Annotated in this window: 6 protein-coding genes; all 6 read left to right on the top strand. The window is 69.3% G+C overall.

What is annotated here, in order from left to right; all coding sequences use genetic code 11:
- Window positions 1–566: acyl-CoA dehydrogenase family protein (locus JNL41_RS12310; RefSeq protein ID WP_293475314.1), on the top strand; the 566-nt coding region annotated here is incomplete at its 5' end.
- 324 nt (window positions 567–890) lie between these two features.
- Window positions 891–2,618: a class I adenylate-forming enzyme family protein gene (locus JNL41_RS12305; protein WP_293475316.1), complete on the top strand. Its 1,728-nt coding sequence runs from the start codon at window positions 891–893 to the stop codon at window positions 2,616–2,618.
- Window positions 2,619–2,650: 32 nt separating this feature from the next.
- A complete protein-coding gene (locus JNL41_RS12300) occupies window positions 2,651–3,226 on the top strand; it encodes an NADPH-dependent FMN reductase (RefSeq protein WP_293475312.1) in 576 nt (191 codons plus the stop codon).
- Window positions 3,223–4,365 carry a 3,4-dihydroxy-2-butanone-4-phosphate synthase gene (ribB, locus tag JNL41_RS12295; protein ID WP_293475310.1) on the top strand — a complete coding sequence of 381 codons (1,143 nt, stop codon included), beginning with the start codon at window positions 3,223–3,225 and terminating at the stop codon, window positions 4,363–4,365. The genes JNL41_RS12300 and ribB overlap by 4 nt, the downstream gene beginning before the upstream one ends.
- Before the next feature lie 200 nt (window positions 4,366–4,565).
- Window positions 4,566–6,317 carry a M10 family metallopeptidase C-terminal domain-containing protein gene (locus JNL41_RS12290; RefSeq protein ID WP_293475308.1) on the top strand — a complete coding sequence of 584 codons (1,752 nt, stop codon included), beginning with the start codon at window positions 4,566–4,568 and terminating at the stop codon, window positions 6,315–6,317.
- A 107-nt stretch (window positions 6,318–6,424) separates the two neighbouring features.
- A partial coding sequence (locus JNL41_RS12285; RefSeq protein ID WP_293475306.1) for a cell cycle transcriptional regulator TrcR occupies window positions 6,425–6,694 on the top strand: 270 nt, incomplete at its 3' end.

The following is a 6,694-nucleotide window of genomic DNA, read 5'->3' as shown; positions in this document are numbered from 1 at the left end:
TGGGCGGCGGCCGCGTCCACCACGCCATGCGCACGGTCGGCGCCTGCCGTCACGCCCTGGATCTGATGTGCCAGCGGGCCGTGTCGCGCACCACCCGCGACGGGCGCCTCGCCGACCTGCAGATGGTGCAGGAGCAGATCGCCGACAGCTGGATCGCGGTGGAAAGCTTCCGCCTGCTGGTGCTGCGCACCGCCTGGCTGATCGACAAGCACAAGGACTACCAGAAGGTCCGCAAGGACATCGCCGCCATCAAGGTGGCCATGCCCAAGGTCTACGGCGACGTGGCCCAGAAGGCGGCCCACCTGCACGGCGCGCTGGGCGTCTCGAACGAGATGCCGTTCATGCGGATGGTCAACTCGGCTCTGGTCATGGGCATCGCCGACGGCCCCACCGAGGTCCACAAGGTGACCCTCGCGAAGCAGGTGCTGAAGGACTACACGCCCGACAACGACCTCTTCCCGAACTACCACATCCCCAAGCTCCAGGAGGAAGCCAAGAAGCGCTTCGCCAAGGAACTGGGCGAAATCCGCGACCACTACGCCAGCCGCCGGACGGAGAAGGCCTAGCGCGAACGGGCTCGCCGCGATGGCGCGCCAGCGCCGCTCGATTCAACCACGAATAAACACGAACGCACACGAATAGCGCCGAGCTCGTTCGTGTTCATTCGTGTGTATTCGTGGAAAATCAGGACAACGCCTGCGGCGCGCTGAGCGGGAGGGCGGTAGAACCGCGGTCCTCGACGCCGTCTGCTACGGCCCTGCAATCCTGCCGCAAACGGAGGGGTCCTTTAGGGGACCTGGAACGGCCTTCAAACGGCCGTTAGGTTCGCGCTCCCTTCTCTGGCTTCTGTTTCTCGAGGTTCTTCCGTGACCGATAAGTCCTGGCCCGTGATGTCGATCGCCGAGGCGCATGCGCGCCTGACCGGCCCGGGTTCGCCCTTCGAGATCGAGGAACAGGTCATCCGCGGCATCCCGACGAAGACCTGGAAGAACGCCCCGCCCACCCTTCGCGACGTGTTCCTCAACGGCCAGCGGTTCAAGGACCGCGAGTTCCTGGTCTACGACGACGACCGCGCCACCTACGACGCGTTCGGCCGCGCCACCATCACCCTGGCCCACCGCCTCATCGCCGACGGCGTGAAGAAGGGCGACCGGGTCGCCGTGATCATGCGCAACCTGCCGGAATGGGCCGTCTGCTTCTGGGCCGGCCAGCTGGTGGGCGCCATCGTCACGCCGCTGAACGCCTGGTGGACGGGCGCCGAGCTGGAATACGGCCTGGCCGACTCCGGGACCAAGGTCGCCTTCGTCGACGACGAGCGCCTGGAGCGGGTCGAGGAATTCCTGACCAAGCTCCCCGACCTCGAGAAGGTCTACGTCACCCGCCACGCCGCCCAGGGCCTGCCGGCCAAGTGCCATCGTCTGGAGGACGTCATCGGCGTCGTGAACAGCTGGGGGAGCCTGCCGGAGCTGGCCCTGCCGGACGTGCCGCTGGGCCCCGAGGACGACGCCACCATCCTCTACACCTCGGGCACGACGGGCCGGCCCAAGGGCGCCCTGGGCACCCACCGCAACATGACGTCCAACATCGGCGCCGGCGGCATCTCGGCGGCGCGGAACTTCCTGCGCGCGGGCGAGCCGCTGCCCGAAATGGATCCGCTGAAGGTTCCCCAGCGCTGCACCCTGCTGGTCGTGCCCATGTTCCACGCCACCGGCCTGTCGGCGACCCTGGGCCCGACGATGAACTCGGGCGGCAAGATCGTGCTGATGCGCCGCTGGGACGCCGAGCCCGCCATGAAGCTCATCCAGGACGAGAAGGTGAGTTCGACGGGCGGCGTGCCGACCATCGCCTGGCAGCTCATCGAGCATCCGGCGCGCGCGAAGTACGACCTCTCCTCGCTGGTGGCGGTGGCCTACGGCGGCGCGCCTTCGGCGCCGGAGCTGGTGCGCAAGATCGTCGAGGTGTTCCCCGGCAGCCAGCCGGGCAACGGCTGGGGCATGACCGAGACGACGGCCACCTTCACCTCGCACATGGGCCCGGACTACTCGAACCGGCCCGACAGCGCCGGCCCGGCCGCCCCGGTGGGCGAGATGCACGTGCGCGACCCCGCCGACGGCAAGACCATCCTGCCGGCGGGCAGCGTCGGCGAGCTGTGGGTGAAGGGCCCGCAGGTGGTGAAGCTCTACTGGAACAAGCCCGAGGCCACCGCCGAGACCTTCCAGGACGGCTGGCTGCGCACCGGCGACCTGGCGCGGATCGACGACGAGGGCTTCCTGTTCATCATCGACCGGGCCAAGGACATGCTGATCCGCGGCGGCGAGAACATCTACTGCGTCGAGGTCGAGAACGTCCTCTACGACCATCCCGACGTGATGGACGCGGCCATCGTGGGCATCCCGCACAAGACATTGGGCGAGGAGCCGGGCGCCATCGTGCATCTGAAGCCGGGCGGGACGGCGACCGAGCAGGAGCTGCGCGACTTCGTCCGCGCGCGGCTCGCGGCCTTCAAGGTCCCGGTGAAGGTGGTCTTCTGGCCCGAGACCCTGCCGCGCAACGCCAACGGCAAGATCCTGAAGACCGAGCTGAAGAAGGTGTTCGCGCCGGAGTCCGAAGTCGCGTGACTCCCGCTAGGTCGCCGCGCTAGCGCTAAGGGATGACCCGCAAACCCGTCATCGTCGGCCTGGGCGGCACCGTCCGCGACGGTTCGTCCACCGAGAAGGCGCTGATCTGCGCGCTGAGGCGCGCCGAGGCGCTGGGGGCCGAGACCCGCCTCCTGGGCGGCGCGTTCCTGGGGTCGCTGCCGATCTTCGACCCGCGGCCGGGCGGCCCGCACGAATCGCAGGCGGCGCTGGCCGAGGCGATCCGCGGCGCCGACGGCGTCATCGTGGCCAGCCCCGGCTACCACGGCTCGATCTCGGGCGTGGTCAAGAACGCGCTCGACACCCTGGAGCTGACCCGCACCGACGCCCGCCCCTACTTCGCGCACAAGCCGGTGGGGACGATCATCACCGCCGACGGCTGGCAGGCGGCGGGCACCACCTTGATGGCGCTGCGGGCCATCATACATGCGCTCCGGGGCTGGCCGACGCCGTTCGGCGCAGCCCTCAATTCGGCGGGGGCCGGTTTCGACGAGACCGGCTCGTGCCGCGACAAGAAGGACGCCTGGCAGCTCGACACCGTCGCCGAGCAGGTCGTGGAGTTCGCGAAGATGAAGGCAGCCGCCCCATGAAGCGCCCCTATCTCGTGCCGCCGGGCTCGCCCGACCCGGACAGCGTCTCGGGCGCGATCAGCCCGATCGAGGACATCATCGAGGACGCCCGCAACGGGCGGCCCTACATCCTCGTCGACGCCGAGGACCGGGAGAACGAGGGCGACGTCATCATCCCGGCGCAGTTCGCCACGCCCGAGCAGATCAACTTCATGGCCAAGCACGCGCGGGGCCTGATCTGCCTGTCGATCACCGGCGAGCGCGCGCGGGCGCTGCGGCTGCCGCCGATGTCGACCGACAACCAGAGCGGCCACGGCACCGCCTTCACCGTCTCCATCGAGGCGCGCGACGGCGTGACCACCGGCATCTCGGCGCACGACCGGGCGCACACCATCGCCGTCGCGGTGGACCCCACCAAGGGGCCCGACGACATCGTCTCGCCGGGCCACGTCTTCCCGCTGGTCGCCAAGGACGGCGGCGTGCTGGTCCGCGCCGGCCACACAGAGGCCGCGGTCGACATCAGCCGCATGGCGGGCCTGAACCCGGCCGGGGTGATCTGCGAGATCATGAAGGACGACGGGTCGATGGCGCGCCTGCCCGACCTCGTGGCCTTCGCCCAGCTCCACGGCCTGAAGATCGGCACCATCGCCGACCTGATCGCCTACCGCCGGCGCACCGAGCGGCAGGTGGAGCGGGTGCTGGAGACGCCGTTCGACAGCGCCTACGGCGGCCGCTTCCGGATGGTGATCTACCGCAACTCCATCGACCAGACCGAGCACGCGGTCCTGACCCGGGGCAAGATCGACCCCGACCGCCCGACCCTGGTGCGGATGCACCGCGTTGACCTGGCGACCGACATGCTGGGCGCGGTGGAGGCCCGGCGCGAGTACGTGCCGAACGCGCTGAAGGCGATGGCCGACTACGACGGCGCCGCCGTGGCGGTGTTCATCCGCGACTCCAACCCCCACTGGCTCAGCGAGCGCTATGGCCAGCCTCAGGCCGACCACTCGTCGAACATCCTGCGCGACTACGGCATCGGCGCGCAGATCCTGCTGGACCTGGGCGTCCGCGACATGCTGCTGCTGACCAGCTCGCAGACGGTGCTGCCCGCCTCGGCCGGCTACGGCCTGAAGATCGTGGGCCGGATGCCGCTGGACTGACCGCGCGCCTGGCGCGCCCCACCGTCGGGCGGCCGGATCGGCGAGGTCCACGCCTAGCCGGTCTGCGGAAACTGCGGCATTCTCCGAAATCCGGGATGAGGAGACGCGCGTAGACTCCTATGCGTGCGAATGTCGCGTGGTTCCCGTTCACCTGATCCATTAAGGATTAGAAGGGGATGGGCCATGGTAGGGTCTGAGAGATGCCCACGGAAGCCGGTCCCGAAATCCTGTCCGACGCCGCTGTCGGGTCCGATGGCCACGGCCATGCGCTGAGCGTCGTCGACGACGGCGCCGGCCTCTCGTACCTGAACGCCGACGAGCGCGCGGGCGCGACGGTCAACGGCAAGGTCAGCTTCACCATCGACCGCGCCGGCCTGCAGATGACCGGCTTCGACGCGCAGACGATGGCGCCGGCGCCGGGCTGGGGCGGCGTGGCCGGCAACGCCTTCACCGTCACCTACGCGTTCCGCTCGACCGCGCCCGAACGGATGCCCAGCGACACCGAGGGCTTCCAGCGCTTCAACGCCCAGCAGATCTACGCCGCGGAACAGTCGATGGCGGCGTGGTCGGACGTGGCGCGGATCACCTTCGTCCGCGTGGGCTCCGGCGACAGCGGCGAGGCCGCCTATTCGGACCAGGCCGCGATCCTGTTCGGCAACTACGCCTCGGGCGAGTCAGGCTCGGCGGCGTTCGCGAACTATCCGGGCAGCACCAACCCGATCAGCAGCGCCGGCGACGTCTGGGTCAACATCGGCTCCGGCACCAACGCGATCCCGAGCCCGGGCAACTACGGCTACGTCACCCTGCTGCACGAGATCGGCCATGCGATCGGCCTGGCCCACCCGGGCGAATACAACGCCGCCGACAACGGGGGGCCGATCAGCTACGCGGCGGACGCGGAGTATTACGAGGACACCCGCCAGTACACGGTGATGAGCTACTTCTCGGAGACCAACACGGGTGCAGCCTACAACGGGCGCTACGCGGCGGCGCCGCAGCTCGACGACATCCGCGCCGCCCAGATCGAGTACGGCGCCAACATGAGCACGCGGACGGGCGACACCGTCTACGGCTTCAACTCGAACGCCGGCCGCGACTGGTTCGTGGCGGCCAACTCGTCGGCGCGGCTGATCTTCGCGGTCTGGGACGCCGGCGGCAACGACACCTTCGACTTCTCGGGCTATTCCGCCAACCAGCTCATCGACCTGCGCGAGGGCTTCTTCTCCAACGTGGGCTCGATGGTGGGCAACGTCGCCGTGGCCCAGGGCGCGCAGATCGAGAACGCCATCGGCGGCTTCGGCGCCGACACCATCAACGGCAACGCCCTGAACAACCGCATCGACGGCGGCGCGGGCGCCGACCGCGTGTTCGGCGGGGCCGGCAACGACACGGTCGACGGGGGGGCGGGCGCGGGCTACCTGCGCGGCGACGACGGGGCCGACTCCATCGTGGGCGGCGCGGCGTTCGACGACATCAACGGCAACATGGGCAACGACACCGCCTCCGGCGGCCTGGGCGACGACTGGGTGGTCGGCGGCAAGGACAACGACCGCCTGTCCGGCGACGAGGGTTCGGACGTCGTGTTCGGCAATCTCGGCGACGATACGGTCGAGGGCGGCGCGGGCGCCGACACCGTGCGCGGCGGCCAGGGCGACGACACCCTCTCCGGCGGTTCCGGCAACGACTACGTCTCGGGCGACCGGGGCAACGACTCGATGGTGGGCGGCGCGGGCGCGGACCTGTTCCACACCTCGGCCGACGCCGGCATCGACAGCGTGTTCGACTTCAACGCCGCCGAGGGCGACCGCGTGCTGCTGGATCCGGGCACGCCCTACAGCGTGGCGCAGGTGGGCGCCGACGTGGTGATCACCCTGGGCTCGTCGGCCGACAAGATGATCCTGGCCAACGTCCAGCTCTCGTCGCTGCCGGACGGCTGGATCTTCGGCGCGTAGTTTCCCGTTTTCACAGCGGCATAACCGGCCTATAGAAAACACCTCACCGCCCGGCCGAAAGGCCGGGCGCCGTTGTTTCGAGCCAGAGAAAACCGGGCGACAAGAACATGACCCAGATCCTGATGCCCAAGGCGACCGCCGTCTGGCTGGTCGACAACACCTCGCTCACCTTCGACCAGATCGCGGACTTCTGCGAACTGCACCCGCTGGAGGTGAAGGGCATCGCCGACGGCGAGGTGGCGCGCGACATCCGCGGCGCCGACCCGATCGCCAACGGCCAGCTCAGCCGCGACGAACTGGACGCGGCCGAGAAGAACGAGAAGTACCGCATGAAGGCCCAGAAGAGCCGGCACGCGGAACTGCTGAAGCCGGTGAAG

It is taken from the genome of Phenylobacterium sp. (assembly GCF_016793285.1).
In the GTDB taxonomy this organism is placed as follows: domain Bacteria; phylum Pseudomonadota; class Alphaproteobacteria; order Caulobacterales; family Caulobacteraceae; genus Phenylobacterium.
The sequence above is the reverse complement of the archived record's forward strand: the minus strand, read 5'-3'. Positions and strand labels throughout refer to the sequence as shown.

Excerpts from the sequence above, each read along its gene's own strand:
- JNL41_RS12305 (WP_293475316.1), top strand. The coding sequence starts at position 891 with ATGTCGATCGCCGAGGCGCATGCGCGCCTGACCGGCCCGGGTTCGCCC.
- JNL41_RS12300 (WP_293475312.1), top strand. The coding sequence starts at position 2,651 with ATGACCCGCAAACCCGTCATCGTCGGCCTGGGCGGCACCGTCCGCGAC.
- ribB (WP_293475310.1), top strand. The coding sequence starts at position 3,223 with ATGAAGCGCCCCTATCTCGTGCCGCCGGGCTCGCCCGACCCGGACAGC.
- JNL41_RS12290 (WP_293475308.1), top strand. The coding sequence starts at position 4,566 with ATGCCCACGGAAGCCGGTCCCGAAATCCTGTCCGACGCCGCTGTCGGG.